Raw genomic sequence first — 16,468 nt, forward strand, 5'->3', positions numbered from 1 at the left:
GAGCAAGGGACAGGGCACTGCCCTTCCCCTTCTTCATTTTCATTATAGTATTAGGAACGAAAAAAGCTACCTGTTTTTTTAGGTAGTGCTGGCTGGTCCTTAGCGAGGAATTTCCTGCGCAGGCTGAACTAGCACAGTTGATGCAGATCTACTGAGAAAATGTTGACATATACAGAATTGGTTAATAAGTACCAATGAACCGGGGAAATAATGTATAATAAAAGTGGAAAATGGAATTATTCTGAAAGAATTATAGGAAATAAGGTAGTTTATAATGGAACTATGAATTAAGACAACTTCGAAACTATTTCTTAATGTGAATCTCGTGGTATACTGGAGGCGATCAATGAAAAAGGAGATAATCATCATGTCACGCACGCGCCGTCATTTCACGTCGAAATTCAAATCCGATCTCGTCATCGAGCTGCTCAAGGGTGAGAAAGACCTCAACACGCTGGCGGCTGAGAACGAAATCCTGCCGAACCTCTTGCGGAACTGGAAGAACGAGTTTCTCAGCAAGGCAAGCATCATATTCGATGATTCCAGAGAGGACAACCTCAATCAAAAACTCGAGACCGAGCGGAAGGAGAAAGCCTCCTATGCCCGCAAAGTTGGCCAACTCACCATGCAGGTGGATTGGTTGAAAAAAAAATCTGAGGAAATTCTTGGACCGGACTACGAGAAACAGTATTCTCCAAAACCTTTCGAGGAGTGAGTGCAAGGAGCTTTCCCTTCGGAAAGCAGCAAAGCTGCTCGGCGTCAACCGCACAAGCCAATACTACCACCCCAAAGAGAACACTCCATCAGATGAAGAGCTGGAATGCAAGCGCATCATCGATCGTTTCCACACGGACAATCCTGCCTGGGGCGCAAGGCAGCTGGCCTCGCAGCTGCAGCGCCTCGGGCATCAGGCCGGACGACGCAAGACAGCTCGCTATATGCGCGAGATGGGCATCGACGTCATCTATCCGAAGATGAACCTTTCCAAGCGGCAGCAACAAGCGCAGGTGATGCCCTACCTGCTGAAGCATGTGGATATTCAGCAGCCTAACCAGGCATGGTCCATCGACATCACCTACATTCCCCTGGAGCACGGTTTCGTTTATCTGACAGCCATCATCGACTGGTACAGCCGCTGCATTGTTGGCTGGGAGGTGGACGATACCCTGGACACCCGGATGGTCATTGCCGCCGTAAGGAAGGCGCTCCGTATAGCAAAGCCGCAGATTCTCAACTCCGACCAAGGATGCCAGTTCACCAGCAAGGAGTACNGCTGCATTGTTGGCTGGGAGGTGGACGATACCCTGGACACCCGGATGGTCATTGCCGCCGTAAGGAAGGCGCTCCGTATAGCAAAGCCGCAGATTCTCAACTCCGACCAAGGATGCCAGTTCACCAGCAAGGAGTACAAGGCTTTCCTCAAGGAACACAAGATCCGCCAGAGCATGGATGGCAAGAGCCGCTGGGCCGACAACATCAAGATTGAGCGGTGGTTCCGGACATTCAAGTATGAGGAAGCCTATCTCACGCAGTACCGCAACATCCGGGAGGCTCGCAAGGCCATCCGCAACTACATCAACGTGTATAACTTCCAGCGCTGCCACTCAGCCATCGGGAACGTCCCGCCAGCAGAGCGCTACTTCCCGGCACTGCTGCTCAATGCTGCAATGTCTGCTGCCTGATACATTTAGAAATTCATCGATTTTGGTCTTGACAAACGTGCCACTATATAGAGNTGCCACTCAGCCATCGGGAACGTCCCGCCAGCAGAGCGCTACTTCCCGGCACTGCTGCTCAATGCTGCAATGTCTGCTGCCTGATACATTTAGAAATTCATCGATTTTGGTCTTGACAAACGTGCCACTATATACTACGCTGAGGTGGAGCAATATCTGCGGTACGGGGTATGGTTCCTGTGCGGGTTTTATATTCTCGGCCGGCTGCTGGAGCTGGTACGGAAAACGAAATAACGGGTTTAGGGCAGGAGTCAGGGCAGCAGTCAGGCTGCGTTTTGGCTCCTGCTTTTTTATGGGAATTTCTTTCTTGACAAAATAGACCGATTGGTTTATTTTATAACAAGCGAGGAGGGATACTATGAAAAAAGGGGAAGCAAGCAAGGAGCATCTCATTGTCTGCGCTGGGGATTTGTTTTGGCGCAATGGTTATGAGGCAACGGGTTTAAGCGATATTTTGAAGGCCTCGGGGCTGACCAAGGGGTCCTTTTATTTTTATTTCAAATCCAAAGAGGAACTGGCGGCAGCGGTGGTGGGCTATTACCACCGGGTGGTTTTTGAGTGGCTCCAGGGCTTTGCAAAGGCTGCGGCTTGGGAGACTTTTGTTCCCCGGTTTATGAAGCCCATGCAGGAGGGGGCGGCTGCCGGCAGGCATTATGGCTGTCCTATTGCGGTGGTGGGCATGGAGGTGGCCTTTTCCCATCCGGAACTGGGAAAGACCTATATGGCCGCGATGGAGGAGCTGCAAAGGCTTTTTCAACAGGTTCTCCTGCAATCGGGGCTGACCCAGGAGCAGGCAGGGCCTTTGGCCGCCCGGCTCTTTGCCCTTTACGAAGGGGAACTGCTGCTGTTTCGGCTGAGCAGGGACCCGGAGCGTCTGGTGGAAATGGAACAGCAGCTGCTGGCTGTGTACCGGGAATATAGAAAGCAGTATTGCTAGAAGGGTGGAACAATGGAAAAGAACATAACGGGAGCTGCCATTCATGCAGCGGCTCTGGAATATGGCTATGACAACTGCGGGGTGATTCCCCTTTCTGCACTAGAGGGCTACGGCGAGAGGCTGCGGGAACGGGAAGCCAAGATTCCGGAGAGCAAGGCGGTGTATCAGGGACTTAGCGGGTTTACCCGGTTGCAGGAGGATTATCCCTGGGCCAAAAGCGTGCTGGTCTGCACCAACTGGCTGGGCAAGTACCGTTTTCCCAAGGAGCTCCAGGGCAAATACGCCAAGTCCTTTCTGCTTTCGGCGGATTCCCTGCCGGACAGCCCCCAGCGCCAGCAGAAGCTGGCTTTTGAAGCCTGGCTGACGGAGCAGGGAGTGCGGTTTTTGGGTGGGGAAACCCACCTGCCGGCTCGGATCCTGCCCTTGCGGTATGCGGCGGTGGCAGCGGGGCTGGGGATTTTTCGCAAGAACAATTTTTTCTACGGGGAAAAGGGCTCCTATTATGAACTGGAAGGGTACCTGCTTGACGTTTCCTGCGAGTACCGGGAAAGCCACAATCTCAGGCCCTGCGCCGATACCTGCAAGGCCTGCCAGAACGCCTGCAAAACCCACGCCCTGTGCGGGCCCTACACCATGAATCCCCTGTCCTGTGTGTCCTTTTGGACCACCTTTGGCGGGGGCCAGGTGCCGCCCCATTTGACGGCGGAGCAGTTTGGCTCCTGGATTTGCGGCTGTGATGCCTGTCAGGACGCCTGTCCCTACAACTGCCGGCAGGATTGGCAGCAGGGGGAACCGGTGCCGGAGGTGGAGGCGGCAAAAGAGCTGCTGCTGCCGGAAAACCTGCTCCAGGCGTCGCCTGAGGCTCTGGTGGAACAAGTGGTGCCCCTGATGGCAGACCATATCCGGCCGGAGGAAACAGGAACTCTGCGCACCTGTGCCGCCCGCTGCCTGGAAAACGAGGCAAGAGCCTAGAATACTTTATAAGAAACACCACCTGAGGGGCTGCTGTCCTTTGGGTGGTGTTTTTTCGTGGGCCGATTCCGGGGCACAGCTTCTTTACTCTCACCAAAGCTGTGGAAACAATTCACGCAAATTTGTGCAAAAGGGTAACTTTTTGGCCGAAACATTTGCAAAATGTCAAAAAGTCAAATATAATAGAGTACAAAGGAGGTCCTACTATGCGGAATATAGCAGATGTTATCGAACAATTCATTATCAGCGAACTTTTCGCCAATGAACAAGACGCCGTAAACGTCAAAAGAAGCCAGCTGGCCGAGAAACTTTCCTGTGCCCCGTCGCAGATTACCTATACACTGACCACCCGCTTTACCCCAGAGCGGGGGTTCGAAGTTGAATCCAAACGGGGAAATGGCGGTTTTATCCGGATTATCCGGCTGCCCCAGCAGGAGCCAACCCAGGCGCTGCTGCCGCCGGCAGAAACCCAGACGGCCCGGCAGATGGTCAACGCCCTGGCGGCCCACAAATTCATTACCAACCGGGAAGCCAGCCTGCTGGAATACTTTTTGGCCGTATTGGGTGACCATATGTCCGAAAAGGATAAGCAGCATATGGTGAAGACGGCCTACAAACTACTGAGTCGGGAGGACGAATAACTGTGGCTAAAACCCAAACCCGCTATGTGTGCCAAAACTGCGGCTATTCTTCGGTAAAATGGCTGGGCAAGTGTCCGGAATGCGGCACCTGGGATTCCCTGGTGGAGGAGGTGGACAGCGCGCCTACCAAGCAGCGGCCCTCCTACCTCCAGACCGCGGAACGGCCCGTGCCCAAAACCATCAGCCAGGTGGCCAAGGTCCACGTGGAACGGCTGACCACCGGCATCCAGGAATTTGACCGGGTGTTGGGGGGCGGCATTGTTCCCGGCTCCCTGATTCTTCTGGGGGGCGCTCCGGGCATCGGCAAATCCACCATTGTGCTGGACGTGTCCATGAAGGCGGCGGCCCGGCACAAGAAGGTCCTGTATGTGTCCGGGGAGGAGTCCGAAGCCCAAACGGCCATGCGGGCCGAACGGCTGGGCAAGGCCACGGACAGTCTGCAAATCATGACGGCCACCGAGCTGGGCACCATTCTGGTCCAGGCCCGGCAGAGCCAGCCGGAACTATTGGTCATCGACTCCATCCAGACCATGTACAACCAGGAGCTGGAAACGGCTGCGGGCAGTGTGGGGCAGGTGCGGGAGTGCACCGCCAAGCTGCTGACCTTTGCCAAGGAAACGGGCATTGCAGTGGTGATCATCGGTCACGTAACCAAGGAAGGCAACATCGCCGGTCCCCGGCTGCTGGAACACATGGTGGACGTGGTGCTCCAGTTTGAAGGGGACCGTTCCTATACCTACCGGGTGCTCCGGGCCCTGAAGAACCGTTTTGGCTCCACCAGCGAGTGCGGTATCTTCTCCATGGAGGAGGATGGGCTCCAGGAAGTGTCCAATCCTTCCGGGCTGTTTCTGGAAACCAAGGAGCAGCCGGTGCCGGGCTCGGTGATTACCGCCGTTATGGAGGGCAATCGGCCCATCCTGGCAGAAATCCAGGCTCTGGTCAGCCATACGCCCTTTGGCCTGCCCCGCCGGACGGTGGTAGGGGTGGACTTTAATCGGGTGAATATGCTGCTGGCGGTGCTGGAAAAGCGCTGTGGCATGAATTTCGGCGACCAGGACGCCTACGCCAGCTGCCTGGGAGGCATGAAAATCAAGGAGCCGGCGGCGGACCTGGCCATTTTGGGTGCTTTGGTGTCCAGCTACCGGAACCGGGCCATTCCCACAGGGGTACTGGCCATTGGAGAAGTGGGCCTGACCGGGGAGCTGCGCCGGGTGGGCATGGTGGACCGGAGAATCCGGGAAGCGGCCCAGCTGGGCTTCCGCAAGTTCATTGTGCCCCGGGGAAGCTTCCCCAAAGGGAAGAAGCTGCCGGCAGCCGGCATCGTGGAAGCAGGTTCCGTAGAGGAAGCCATTCAAGCTTTCTATAGCGACTGAGAAATTTGGCCGTTTTCTTTGGAATAACGTGTTGACATATGTATTGCTATAGTGCTATAATCTAAAATTTGACTTAAACTGGGGTTTTGTGGTAAACTATAAGAGCTGAAGTTTTATTTTTTTTTAATCCTGTAGGTAAGGAGGCAGGCTCGATGTTTACTGTAGGAGACAAAGTACTGTACCCCATGCATGGTGCAGCCGTGATTAAAGATGTAGAAAAGCGCCAAGTCAATGGTCGGCCCGTGAATTATTTTATTTTAGATATGTTGCTTAGTGATATGAAAGTCATGATCCCAGAAGTGAATGTTAACAAAATTGGCTTGCGGCCTATAGTGAACAAACAGGTTATGCCGGAAGTGGAAGATGTGCTGAAAGCCCGTCCGGAAAATGTCATGAAGAAGATTACCTGGAATCGCCGCTACAATTTATATGTAGACAAAATGAAAACCGGGGATATTTTCCAGGTGGCCGATGTGGTCCGGACCCTGTCCGTCCAGGAAAATGACAAGAAATTGTCCACCGGGGAGCGGCGCCTGCTCACCACCGCCAAACAGATTCTGCTCAGCGAAGTGATGCTGGTAGAATCCGTAGATGAGCAAAAGAGCGAAGCCTGGCTGGAACAATTTATATAATGTGCAAAACGTTACAAATTTAAAAAGGGAGATTGTTTGAGAAAAGGTTTTTCTTTGACAATCTCCCTTTTTCTGTTTTCTTTCAGTGGGGCTTATAGTACAATAAAAGGATAAAGTCAAATAAAGGAGGTGAGAATAATGATTGAAAAAATTACAAAATGTCTCATCATTTTGGTTTTTGCCGTCATCGGTGTATTGCTGTCGGAATTTGTTTCCAGCATCTTGGTGGATTATATTGGCGTTGAAGTCCTGAAAGTGGGATTTTTGGGCGTCACCGTCCTGGATCTGGTCATGGGTGTGGCAGGTGTCCTGATTTTTGCCTATATTGGCAAGCTGGCCGCTCCTACCATCAACCGGAATATCCTGCATTTTTCGGAAGCCATGGCTACGTATTTGGGAGATTTGCCCACCAGCGATATTTTTGTGCTGTCCATCGGCGTGATTTTGGGCCTGGTGGTTGCCGCACTTTTTGGAACGTCGTTTTCCCGGCTGCCCATTGTGGGGCCGTACATTTCCCTGATTTTCAGCATACTGGGTGCACTGGTAGGGGCCAAAGTGGCGCTTAACAAACGCGCAGATATCATTTCATTTTTTAACCGGCTGTGGTTTTCCCGGAACAAGGACAACGCCAAGAAAGCCAATAACCGGAACGTTTCCCGCACTTATAAATTTCTTGATACCAGCGTTTTGATTGACGGCAGAATTTTGGAGGTAATCCGTCTGGGCTTCCTGGAGGGCGTGGTGGTCATTCCCAAGTTCGTCCTGGAGGAGCTGCAGAAAATTGCGGATTCCGGGGATACGCTCAAGCGGAACCGGGGCCGGAGAGGATTGGATATCGTCCGGGAAATTCAAGCCAACAAAGCGGTGGAAGTGGAAATCAGCGATCGGGATTATGATGATATCACCGAGGTGGACACCAAGCTGGTCCGGCTGGCCCGGGAGAAAAACGGCATTGTGGCCACCAATGATTTCAACCTGGCCAAGGTAGCAGAGATTCAGGGGGTCAAAGTCCTGAACATCAACGACCTGGCCAATGCCCTGAAGCAGACCCTGCTGCCGGGGGAAGAAATCCAGCTGTATCTGGCCAAGGACGGGAAGGAACCCGGCCAGGCCATCGGGTACCTGGAAGACGGCACCATGGTGGTGGTGGAAGGCGGCCGGAAAGCCGTGAACTCCACCCTGCCGGTGATTGTTACCTCCGTGCTGCAAACCTCTGCAGGCCGGATGGTCTTTGCCAAACTGAAATAAGGACGGGTGCATATGAACCAACTCTATATCATCGTGGCTGCGGCGGGGATGGGCAAACGGCTGGGATTGGGGTATAATAAAAATTATGCCCATTTGGCCGGGATTCCCATCTTGGTCCGCAACCTGCACCAGCTGAGCCAGGTGCCTGGGGTGGCCCAGGTCCTGGTCACGGTGGCCGCAGGGGAGGAAGCCCAGGCAAAGGAGCTGCTGGATCACTATGCGGCGGCTCAGTACCCCGGCCTGTCCTACACTGTGGTAACTGGCGGCAAGGAGCGGCAGGATTCCGTTTCCCACGCCGTGGACCAGCTGCCTGATGCTCCAGCCTGGGTGGCCGTCCACGATGGGGCACGGCCCTTTGCGGACGCCCAGCTGTTTAGCCGGGTGTGGGAAGCTGCCAGGGAAAGCGGGGCGGCCATTGCGGCGGTGCCCTGCAAGGACACCATCAAGCAGGAGGCTGGGGGACAGGTGGAGAAAACCCTGGACCGCAGCAAGCTGTGGGCCGTGCAGACACCCCAGATTTTTTCCCTGCCCCTGCTGAAGGAATGCTACGCCTACGCCAAAACCCATCCGGTGGCGGTGACGGACGATGCGTCCCTGGCAGAAGCCCTGGGACACCCGGTGGCGCTGGTGCTGGGCTCCTACAACAACCAAAAAATCACCACGCCTTCCGACCTTGCCTGGGCGGAGGGGCTGGTGCAGGGAAAGGGTGCTGAGAACATGAAGTTTCACGTGGGTTCCGGGTACGACGTGCACCGGCTGGTGCCCGGACGGAAATTGATTTTGTGCGGGGTAACCATTCCCTATGAACTGGGGCTGGACGGCCATTCCGATGCGGATGTGGCACTCCATGCCCTGATGGATGCTCTTTTGGGGGCAGCGGGCCTGGGAGACATTGGCCGGCTGTACCCGGACCAGGATCCTGCGTTTTTGGGCGCCGACAGCCGCAAATTGCTGGCGGACGTGGTGGCCCGGGTGAAGGAGAGGGGCTGGCAGATCAGCAACGCCGACATCACCATCATTGCCCAAAAGCCCAAGCTGGCTTCCTACGAGCCGGCCATGCTGGCCAACGTGGCAGCTGACCTGGGGTTAGCTCCAGAAGACGTGAACGTCAAGGCAACCACAACTGAAAAACTCGGTTTTACCGGCAGAGGGGAAGGTATCGCTGCCGAAGCCGTGGTCAGTTTGATTCAATAATCTATTACATACTTGGGAGGAAGAATTCATGGATAACAATTTGAAAGTTCGCTTTGCACCAAGCCCTACCGGGCCGTTCCATATTGGGGGCGCTCGTTCTGCCCTGTTCAACTGGTTGGTAGCCCGGAAAAACCACGGCACCATGCTGCTGAGAATTGAAGACACCGACCAGGACCGTTCCAAACCGGAATGGGAAGAAAATATCAAAAACGCCCTGAAATGGCTGGGCATTGACTGGGATGAGGGCGTAGATGTAGGCGGCCCCAACGGTCCGTACCGCCAAATGGAACGGCTGGACATCTACAAGAAATACACCGATAAACTGCTGGCGGAAGGCAAAGCCTACTATTGTTACTGTACCCCGGAAGAACTGGAAGCAGAACGGGAAGAACTGAAAGCCCAAGGCAAAATGCCCCGCTATATGGGCAAATGCCGGAACCTGACTCCGGAACAGCGGGCCCAGTACGAAGCCGAAGGCCGGAAACCCACCGTGCGGTTCCGGGTACCGGAAGGCCAGGACATTGTGGTCCATGATATGGTGCGCGGCGACGTGCATTTCGAATCCGACGGCCTTGGCGACTTTATCATCGTCAAGGAAGATGGGATTCCCACCTACAACTATGCGGTGGTCATCGATGATGCCCTGATGAAAGTCAATATGGTTATCCGGGCTGAGGAACATCTGTCTAATACCCCGCGGCAGCTGCTGCTGTACGATGCCCTGGGCTTTGAAAAACCCAAGTTTGGCCACATTTCCCTGATTTTGGGCAAGGACAAGAAGAAAATGTCCAAGCGCCATGGGGCTACTTCCGTGGACCAATACAGACAGCTGGGCTACCTGCCCGATGCCATTGTGAACTTCCTGGCCCTGTTGGGCTGGGCTCCCAATTCCGAACAGGAAATCTTCAGCCGGGAAGAACTGATTGCCCAATTCGATATGGCCCATGTTGCCAAGAATCCGGCTGTGTTCGATATTGAAAAGCTGAACTGGCTGAACGCCCACTATATGCGCCAGATGACCGATGAAGAATACATTGCCTTTGCCAAACCTTTCATGATCCAGGCTGGCTATATGACCGGGGAAGAAACCGGTGACAAGGCTGAATGGTTGAATAAGGTCATCCTCACTGCCAAGGACCAGGCTGAATACGGTGCCCAGATTCCTGGCTGCGTAGAAATGTACTTCAACGATGAATTTGACTTTGAAGTGGACGAAGAAAAGGGCGTTCATGCAGTAGATGCCCTGAAGGCCGAAACCGTTCCTACGGTTATCGCTTCCTTCCTGGCCAAACTCCAGGCTGCAGAAACCCTGGACCACGCCAGCGTAAAGGCCATGTTCAAAGCGGTACAGAAAGAAACCAAGCTGGGCGGCAAATTCGTGTTCATGCCTGTGCGGGTAGCCCTGACCGGCAACCAGCATGGTCCGGAACTAGCCGAAATGATTCCGCTTTTGGGCGCTGAACGGGTGACCAAGCGCATCCAGGCCAGCCTGAAAAAAGCCGGCATCAGCCTGTAACGAAAGGAGAAACTATGAGCACTCTGCGTGTTTATAATGATATGACCCGGAAAAAGGAGGAATTCGTTCCTCTGGAACCGGGCAAGGTAAAGATTTACGTCTGCGGCGTAACTCCCTACAACCATCCCCATATTGGCAACGCCCGCCCCTTTGTGGTGTGGGACGTGATTCGCCGCTTCCTGGAGCATGAGGGCTACGATGTGACCCATGTGCAGAACTTCACGGATATTGACGATAAGATTATCTGGGAAGCCAACAAGGAAGGGGTTACCTGGGATACCATCTGCAACCGGTACATCAAAGCCTATTTTGAAGTCATGGACAAGCTCCATGTGAAACGGGCCCACATTTACCCCCGGGTTTCCGAACACATTCCTGACATCATCAAGACGGTGGAAGCCCTGATTGCCAACGGCTACGGCTATGTGGTGGACGGGGACGTGTACTACCGGGTAGAAAAGTTCGAACACTACGGCGAACTCAGCGGCCGGAATCTGGAAGATATGCTGGCCGGCGCCCGGGTGGACGTGGACGAACGGAAAGAAAATCCCATGGACTTTGCCCTGTGGAAAGCCGCCAAACCCGGCGAACCCTCCTGGGACAGCCCCTGGGGCAAAGGCCGGCCGGGCTGGCACATTGAATGCTCTACCATGAGCACCAAGTACCTGGGCAACACCCTGGACTTCCATGGGGGCGGCAGCGACCTGATTTTCCCGCACCATGAAAACGAAATCGCCCAATCCGAAGGGGCCACCGGCGTCCATCCTTTTGTCCGCTACTGGGTCCATAACGGCTTTATTACCATCAACTCCGAAAAAATGTCCAAGTCCCTGGGCAACTTTATGACCGTGCTGGATATTCTGAAGGAATACGAACCGGAAGTGGTCCGTTACTTCATCCTGAATACCCATTACCGCAGTCCACTGGACTTCAGCGATGAACGGCTGGAAGAAGCCAAACGGAGCCTGGAACGGCTGCGCACGGCCCAAAACAACCTGAAGGAAATCGAAGCCCAGATTAACGCTGGTCCTGACGCCGAGAGCCTGGCCCTGGGCCAAAAGGTGGCAGAAATCCGCCAGGGCTTTATGGACGCCATGAACGACGACTTCAATACTTCCCTGGCCATCAGCTACCAGTTTGCCCTGGCCAAGGAAATCAACGTCTACCACAACGCCATCCTGGCCGGCACCAAGAAGCCGGACGGCAAATTGGTGGACCAGATTCACAAGGTCTGGAGAGAAATGGCCGATATCATTGGGATTCTGGAAGATGTACCGGCAGCAGGGCAGGAAGGCGGCGCCGTCACTAACGAAGAAGCTGCCATTGCTGCCAAGATTGAGGAAAGACAAGCTGCCCGGAAAGCCCGGGATTTCGCCAAAGCCGATGCCATCCGTGACGAACTGGCAGCCCAGGGAATCATTTTGGAAGATACGCCCCAAGGCGTGCGGTGGAAGAGAAAGTGAAATTTGAACAATACCAGAAAATGAAAGATCATGTCCTGACCGTCTGCTCGGAGGAGTTGGCGGTTCAGGACCCTAAATTATTGCACCCGGTGGTCCTGGCCTACATCGGGGACGCTGTGTTCTCCCTGTACGTGCGGCTGCGGCTGACGCCGGCTTCGTCCCATGTGCAGGTGCTCCACGAACTGGCTTCCCGCATGGTATCGGCTGTGATGCAGGCCAAAGCCATGGATGCTCTGGAGGGGGATCTTTCGGACGAGGAAGAACAGATTGCCCGGCGGGGGAGAAATACCAAATCCACCGTGCCCAAAAGCGCCAGTGTCCGGGAATACCGGCAGGGTACCGCTTTTGAGGCCCTTTTGGGATATCTGTATCTGACCCAGCAGAAGGAACGGCTGGATGACATCATGCACCGTTCTTTTCTTTTGATTCAGGAAGCCATGCTGGACGAAAGAAAAGCAAAGAAAGGAAAATAAAATGATCAGCTGTAAATTAATCCGCTATACGCCGGAACCGGATCGGACCGTTGCCATGAGCGCCCATTTGTGCTATTCGCCCATTGGGGCCCAGGAACTGGAAGAAACCATGACCGACAAGCAGGTGGCGGGACTGATTAAGCGGCTGCGGGAAATGGGGCATACTTCTACCTTTGAGCACGTAAGCTTTACCTTTGCCATCGAAGGGGTATCCCGGGTACTGACCCACCAATTGGTGCGCCACCGCCTGGCTTCCTATTCCCAGCAGTCCCAGCGCTATGTGAAGGAACATGATTTTGAAACCATTTTGCCTCCTTCCCTGGCGGCAAAACCGGAATATAAAAAACAATTTGATGACCTGTGCCAACGGATTCAGGATTTGTACAACGAATGGACGGAAGCCGGCATTCCTGCAGAAGACGCCCGGTACATTCTGCCCAACGCCACGGAAACCAAGATTGTGGTCACCATGAATGCCCGCAGCCTGCTGCATTTCTTTGAGCTTCGCTGCTGCAACCGGGCCCAGTGGGAAATCCGGGCACTGGCCAATCTTATGCTGGCTGAAGCACGTCAGGCGGCACCCCTGCTCTTTGCTGTGGCCGGTCCTACCTGCGTGACCCAGCGGGTTTGCCATGAAGGCAAAATGAGCTGCGGCCGCCTGGAAAAACTTCTGGCCGAAGACGCCAAGGAACAGCAGCATGGGGTATAAAGCCATTACCGAAATCCAGGAAGAAGTGCGGCAGTGGGACCTGATTCTGGACCTACCGGACCAGATTGGTGCCTTTACCAAGAAGCTCACGGACTATATTGACGGCCAGGTGTTGTATATTTGCCGTTATGAGGCCCCTGAGCTCCGGGCTACCCTGGATATTACCTATACCACGGAAACCTTTGATTACATCCTGGTACGCACCATGGGCATGAATACCTATCGGGATATCCGGTTCATCTACAAGGAACGGGATATCTTTGCCCAAAAAGTGAAAAAGTACCTGCCCTCGGTGCTGCAAAGCATGGAGGACCCTACCAGCGTCAACCTGGGGGAGATGGTGGAGGCCAAACACCTGCCGGAGTGGGAATACGGCAAACAGCTGCCGAAGCAAATCGGCTCCTTTGAACTGTATATCCGTCCGGACAAGGCCATTGACCATATCAACGGTTCCATTATCCTGATTGACTATACGGACTTTGACCGCAAGGACCAGCTGATCATCATGTACAATCGGCTGCGCAACCAATTTTTTGGAGAAGTGAAGATTGGCGGGGTATTCCACGCCACCTCGGAGTTTGACAGCTATAGCCTGAAAGAGCTCCAGGAGGCTCTGGAGGCCCATCTGGAGCCAACCTTGCAGTGGGTGACAGAGGCCGATCATACCCTCTGAAAAAAATTCCAAAAAAAAATAAAAAAAGTTTGGAAGAATGCTTGACAGATTTGGCAAAATACCGTATACTAACAAAGTCGGCAACGCACGATAACAAATGCAAAGCTGCAACGGCCCAGTAGTTCAGTTGGTTAGAATGCCGCCCTGTCACGGCGGAGATCGTCGGTTCGAGTCCGTCCTGGGTCGCCAACATGCCTCGGTAGCTCAGTTGGTAGAGCAAGGGACTGAAAATCCCTGTGTCCGCAGTTCGATTCTGCGCTGAGGCACCATTTTTAAGCGGAAGTAGCTCAGTGGTAGAGCACCACCTTGCCAAGGTGGGGGTCGCGAGTTCGAATCTCGTTTTCCGCTCCATTTTTTAAGGCGACATAGCCAAGCGGTAAGGCAGAGGTCTGCAAAACCTTTATCCCCAGTTCGATTCTGGGTGTCGCCTCCAATTTTGTATTTTCGCCGAGGTGGCGGAACTGGCAGACGCAAGGGACTTAAAATCCCTCGGAGAGTGATCTCCGTACCGGTTCGATTCCGGTCCCCGGCACCATTATTATATAAACACTGAAACAGACTTCCAAGGTGGGAGCCTGTTTTTTGTTATAGGTACAATTTTGGAAAATGCGTGTTTTTGGACAATGTTTTCTTAGAGTAGGCAGCAACTTTGTTTTACGTGACAATTTCTGGTAATTTTCCCTGGAAACTGTGCATTTTATTTCCGGCCCGGTCATTGTACAATGGAATCATTCCAAGCTTAGAGGAGATTGATATCCATGACCATAAAACGTGTACTTGCCATCCATGATCTGTGTTCCTTTGGCCGCTGTTCTTTGACTGCTGCCATGCCTGTGATTTCTGCCCTGGGCAGCCAGGTGAACCCGTTCCCCACGGCCCTCTATAGCAACAACCTGACCTATGGGGAGTTCTATAATACGGATCTGACCAGTCACATGAACCCTATGATGGACCAATGGGAAAAGCTGAACCTGCATTTTGACGCCATCTACAGCGGGTTCTTGGCCAATGCCGCCCAGACCGCTCTGGTCCGGGACGCCATCCGCCGCTTTGCCAAGGACGGCCAGCTGGTAGTGGTGGACCCTGCCATGGCTGATGACGGCAAGCTGTACGTGGTCTTTGACCAGACCATGGTGGAAGAAATGCGCAAGCTGGTGGCAGAAGCTACCTTGATTACCCCCAACTATACGGAAGCCTGTCTGCTGACCGGCACCACCTGGCTGGACCGGACGCCAACGGAACGGGAAATCCAGGACCTGTGCCAGAAACTGCTGGATCTGGGACCCAAACAGGTGATTATCACCTCCGTGCCGGGCAAGCCGGACGAAATCCAGGTGGTCAGCCAAAGCGCCGGGGAAGTGGGGTACCACTCCTATGTGGTGAAACGGATTCCCTTTGGCACCTGCGGCACCGGGGACGTATTCACCAGCGTGGTTACCGGCTGCATCCTGAAGGGCAAGTCCCTGGAAGAAAGCGCCAAGATTGCCGCTGACTTCCTGGAAGTGGTCATCCAAAGCACCCTGGATTCTGGCAAGGATCCCCGGGAAGGTGTCCAGCTGGAAGACAAGCTGCCCCTGCTGCTGAAACTCTAAAGCAAAACTCCAAATGCATCTGTATTTTCCACGGGAAACCTTTGCGGTCCCGTGGAATTTTTGTTATGTGGAAAGTTCCAGGCCCTTGGAGAGGGGCCAAAAACACTACTATGTCAAAATGTGAGGAGCAGACTGTATGGTAAAGACTTTGCTGAAATGTACGGCAGCCCTGGTGGCTGCAGTGGGCGTCTTTGGCTACTGGTTTGTGAACCAGCCCCAAATGGATCCCCTGATGACCCCGGAGCGGAAGGCCCGGATAGAAGCTTCGCCCCATTATGTGAACGGCCAATTTGTGCCGGAGACGCCCCATACCCCGGTGACGCCCTCCTGGTCCTTCTGGAAGGAGTTTTTGTTCCCCACCCCGGGTAAGACCATACCCCCAGGGCCCATGGTCACCCAGAAGACGGATTTGAAGGCACTGGACCCTAAGGAAGATGTGGTGGTCTGGCTGGGGCACTCCTCCTTCTATATGCAGCTGGGGGGTAAAAAAATCCTCATTGACCCCATTGCCGCCACCTATGCTTCTCCGGTGCCCTTTGTGGACAAAGCCTTTGACGGCAGCAATGTGTACGGGCCGGAGGATATTCCGGACGGCATTGACGTGATGGTGCTGTCCCACGACCATTGGGACCACCTGGACTACGATTTTGTCCGGGCTATTGAGCCCAAGGTAAAGCATGTGGTTACCGGCCTGGGCAACGGGGGCTACTACGAAAAGTGGGGGTATCCCCTTGCCAAGATTTCCGAGGAAGACTGGAACACCCCGGTGAAAATTGATGAGGGGCTCACCGTTTGGGTGCTGCCTGCCCGGCATTTCTCCGGCCGGCTGCTCCACAAAAACCAGACCCTGTTTGCGGGCTTTGCCTTTATCACCCCTGGGAAGAAGGTCTTCTACAGCGGGGATGGGGGCTACGACGGCCGCTTCAAGCGGATTGGGCAGCAGTTCGGGGGCTTTGACCTGGCCATTTTGGAAGACGGCCAGTACAACGAGAACTGGGCCTCCGTGCACATGATGCCGGAAGAAACGGCTCAGGCCGGGGTGGACCTGGGCGCCCGGGAAGTGCTGCCCTGCCACAACGGCAAATACCCCCTGTCCATGCATAGCTGGGACGAACCCTACAAGCGGATTACCGCAGCTGCCAAAGGAAAGCCCTATTACCTGGCCACCCCGGAAATTGGGGAGCTGGTCCGGGTAGGGGACACGGGACAGAAATTCACCCGCTGGTGGGAAAATATGAAGTGATGCGGTAATTTTGAACTTTTCTATTCTCCTCTTGCTTTTTGTTACCGGCCGCTCTATGATAAAGAA

At 54.2% G+C, this 16,468-nt stretch carries 16 protein-coding genes and 5 tRNA genes; all 21 read left to right on the forward strand.

The annotated features are described in order from the left end of the window. Positions 1-346 precede the first annotated feature (346 nt). The 21 genes from C7E10_RS12245 (at position 347) to C7E10_RS11155 (ending at position 16,402) form a co-directional block, all read left to right on the forward strand. Positions 347-715, forward strand: coding sequence for a transposase (locus tag C7E10_RS12245; protein WP_105325519.1), 369 nt, complete (start codon positions 347-349; stop codon positions 713-715). Next, positions 666-1,682, forward strand: a complete 1,017-nt coding sequence (locus tag C7E10_RS12250) for an IS3 family transposase (protein ID WP_200820170.1) — start codon at positions 666-668, stop codon at positions 1,680-1,682. Before C7E10_RS12245 ends, C7E10_RS12250 begins: the two co-directional genes overlap by 50 nt. A gap of 412 nt (positions 1,683-2,094) precedes the next feature. Beyond that, complete coding sequence (locus C7E10_RS11065) at positions 2,095-2,673, forward strand: TetR/AcrR family transcriptional regulator (protein ID WP_105327325.1); 579 nt, start codon at positions 2,095-2,097, stop codon at positions 2,671-2,673. Between the two features lie 12 nt (positions 2,674-2,685). Further along, complete coding sequence (locus C7E10_RS11070; RefSeq protein ID WP_105327326.1) at positions 2,686-3,645, forward strand: epoxyqueuosine reductase; 960 nt, start codon at positions 2,686-2,688, stop codon at positions 3,643-3,645. 206 nt (positions 3,646-3,851) lie between these two features. Next, positions 3,852-4,286: a CtsR family transcriptional regulator gene (locus C7E10_RS11075; protein ID WP_105327327.1), complete on the forward strand. Its 435-nt coding sequence runs from the start codon at positions 3,852-3,854 to the stop codon at positions 4,284-4,286. Positions 4,287-4,288: 2 nt separating this feature from the next. Further along, the gene (radA, locus tag C7E10_RS11080; protein ID WP_105327328.1) at positions 4,289-5,659 is read left to right on the forward strand and encodes a DNA repair protein RadA; all 1,371 of its coding nucleotides are present in this window, start codon (positions 4,289-4,291) and stop codon (positions 5,657-5,659) included. A gap of 152 nt (positions 5,660-5,811) precedes the next feature. Continuing rightward, positions 5,812-6,291: a CarD family transcriptional regulator gene (locus C7E10_RS11085; protein ID WP_105327329.1), complete on the forward strand. Its 480-nt coding sequence runs from the start codon at positions 5,812-5,814 to the stop codon at positions 6,289-6,291. Between the two features lie 138 nt (positions 6,292-6,429). Then, positions 6,430-7,539: a PIN/TRAM domain-containing protein gene (locus tag C7E10_RS11090; protein WP_105327330.1), complete on the forward strand. Its 1,110-nt coding sequence runs from the start codon at positions 6,430-6,432 to the stop codon at positions 7,537-7,539. Positions 7,540-7,551: 12 nt separating this feature from the next. Then, positions 7,552-8,733 carry a 2-C-methyl-D-erythritol 4-phosphate cytidylyltransferase gene (gene ispD / locus C7E10_RS12420; protein WP_105327331.1) on the forward strand — a complete coding sequence of 394 codons (1,182 nt, stop codon included), beginning with the start codon at positions 7,552-7,554 and terminating at the stop codon, positions 8,731-8,733. 28 nt (positions 8,734-8,761) lie between these two features. Further along, positions 8,762-10,249 carry a glutamate--tRNA ligase gene (gene gltX / locus C7E10_RS11100; RefSeq protein WP_105327332.1) on the forward strand — a complete coding sequence of 496 codons (1,488 nt, stop codon included), beginning with the start codon at positions 8,762-8,764 and terminating at the stop codon, positions 10,247-10,249. A 14-nt stretch (positions 10,250-10,263) separates the two neighbouring features. Next, positions 10,264-11,712, forward strand: coding sequence for a cysteine--tRNA ligase (gene cysS, locus C7E10_RS11105; RefSeq protein ID WP_105327333.1), 1,449 nt, complete (start codon positions 10,264-10,266; stop codon positions 11,710-11,712). Next, complete coding sequence (locus tag C7E10_RS11110) at positions 11,709-12,185, forward strand: Mini-ribonuclease 3 (protein ID WP_105327334.1); 477 nt, start codon at positions 11,709-11,711, stop codon at positions 12,183-12,185. The genes cysS and C7E10_RS11110 overlap by 4 nt, the downstream gene beginning before the upstream one ends. A gap of 1 nt (position 12,186) precedes the next feature. Further along, entirely contained in the window at positions 12,187-12,894 is a 708-nt protein-coding gene (gene thyX, locus C7E10_RS11115) for an FAD-dependent thymidylate synthase (protein ID WP_105327335.1), read from the forward strand. Then, a complete protein-coding gene (locus tag C7E10_RS11120; RefSeq protein ID WP_105327336.1) occupies positions 12,884-13,567 on the forward strand; it encodes a hypothetical protein in 684 nt (227 codons plus the stop codon). Before thyX ends, C7E10_RS11120 begins: the two co-directional genes overlap by 11 nt. 112 nt (positions 13,568-13,679) lie before the next feature. Beyond that, positions 13,680-13,756: transfer RNA gene (locus C7E10_RS11125), tRNA-Asp, on the forward strand. Between the two features lie 4 nt (positions 13,757-13,760). Beyond that, a tRNA-Phe gene (locus C7E10_RS11130) sits at positions 13,761-13,836 on the forward strand. 7 nt (positions 13,837-13,843) lie between these two features. After that, positions 13,844-13,918 (forward strand) — tRNA-Gly (locus C7E10_RS11135). Positions 13,919-13,926: 8 nt separating this feature from the next. After that, positions 13,927-14,000, forward strand: a tRNA-Cys gene (locus C7E10_RS11140). Between the two features lie 13 nt (positions 14,001-14,013). Continuing rightward, a tRNA-Leu gene (locus C7E10_RS11145) sits at positions 14,014-14,102 on the forward strand. A gap of 223 nt (positions 14,103-14,325) precedes the next feature. Further along, on the forward strand, positions 14,326-15,159 hold the full coding sequence (locus C7E10_RS11150; protein WP_105327337.1) for a pyridoxamine kinase: 834 nt from the start codon (positions 14,326-14,328) through the stop codon (positions 15,157-15,159). Positions 15,160-15,295: 136 nt separating this feature from the next. After that, complete coding sequence (locus tag C7E10_RS11155) at positions 15,296-16,402, forward strand: MBL fold metallo-hydrolase (RefSeq protein ID WP_105327338.1); 1,107 nt, start codon at positions 15,296-15,298, stop codon at positions 16,400-16,402. Positions 16,403-16,468: the final 66 nt, after the last annotated feature.

Origin of the sequence: Acidaminococcus hominis, assembly GCF_900291475.1 — a bacterium.
Lineage (GTDB): Bacteria > Bacillota > Negativicutes > Acidaminococcales > Acidaminococcaceae > Acidaminococcus > Acidaminococcus hominis.

Bases quoted from the DNA above. Each gene is read 5' to 3' on its own strand.
- C7E10_RS11075 (WP_105327327.1), top strand. From the start codon at position 3,852: ATGCGGAATATAGCAGATGTTATCGAACAATTCATTATCAGCGAACTT.
- C7E10_RS11065 (WP_105327325.1), top strand. From the start codon at position 2,095: ATGAAAAAAGGGGAAGCAAGCAAGGAGCATCTCATTGTCTGCGCTGGG.
- gltX (WP_105327332.1), top strand. From the start codon at position 8,762: ATGGATAACAATTTGAAAGTTCGCTTTGCACCAAGCCCTACCGGGCCG.
- C7E10_RS11070 (WP_105327326.1), top strand. From the start codon at position 2,686: ATGGAAAAGAACATAACGGGAGCTGCCATTCATGCAGCGGCTCTGGAA.
- ispD (WP_105327331.1), top strand. From the start codon at position 7,552: ATGAACCAACTCTATATCATCGTGGCTGCGGCGGGGATGGGCAAACGG.
- C7E10_RS11150 (WP_105327337.1), top strand. From the start codon at position 14,326: ATGACCATAAAACGTGTACTTGCCATCCATGATCTGTGTTCCTTTGGC.
- C7E10_RS11085 (WP_105327329.1), top strand. From the start codon at position 5,812: ATGTTTACTGTAGGAGACAAAGTACTGTACCCCATGCATGGTGCAGCC.
- C7E10_RS11155 (WP_105327338.1), top strand. From the start codon at position 15,296: ATGGTAAAGACTTTGCTGAAATGTACGGCAGCCCTGGTGGCTGCAGTG.
- C7E10_RS11090 (WP_105327330.1), top strand. From the start codon at position 6,430: ATGATTGAAAAAATTACAAAATGTCTCATCATTTTGGTTTTTGCCGTC.
- C7E10_RS12245 (WP_105325519.1), top strand. From the start codon at position 347: ATGAAAAAGGAGATAATCATCATGTCACGCACGCGCCGTCATTTCACG.
- thyX (WP_105327335.1), top strand. From the start codon at position 12,187: ATGATCAGCTGTAAATTAATCCGCTATACGCCGGAACCGGATCGGACC.
- cysS (WP_105327333.1), top strand. From the start codon at position 10,264: ATGAGCACTCTGCGTGTTTATAATGATATGACCCGGAAAAAGGAGGAA.
- C7E10_RS11120 (WP_105327336.1), top strand. From the start codon at position 12,884: ATGGGGTATAAAGCCATTACCGAAATCCAGGAAGAAGTGCGGCAGTGG.